General features: G+C 38.2%; 1 pseudogene. It reads right to left on the minus strand.

The window, feature by feature from the left end:
* A pseudogene (locus ACSBRB_RS10715) lies at positions 1-259 on the minus strand (polyribonucleotide nucleotidyltransferase); the annotation flags it as partial.

Below are 259 nucleotides of genomic sequence, written 5' to 3' on the forward strand. Positions count from 1 at the left end.
CACAATTCTTACAGTATAAGGGAAATCTTTAGTATCTGGAATCACATGACTCAATGCACGTTCACCTAAAGCACCGTGTCCAATTTCACGACGTCCTGGAGAACGAACTGGCCCTGTCTCACCAACTGAATAATTATGAAAATTGTAATGTTGCATCAAACGTTTTTGTTGTTCCTCACCAAGACCATAAAGAATTTGATATTCGCTCATTGAACCTAATGTTAACACAGATAGTGCTTGTGTTTGTCCTAGTGAAAAT

The sequence above is a fragment of the Staphylococcus auricularis genome (assembly GCF_051172115.1).
In the GTDB taxonomy this organism is placed as follows: domain Bacteria; phylum Bacillota; class Bacilli; order Staphylococcales; family Staphylococcaceae; genus Staphylococcus; species Staphylococcus auricularis_A.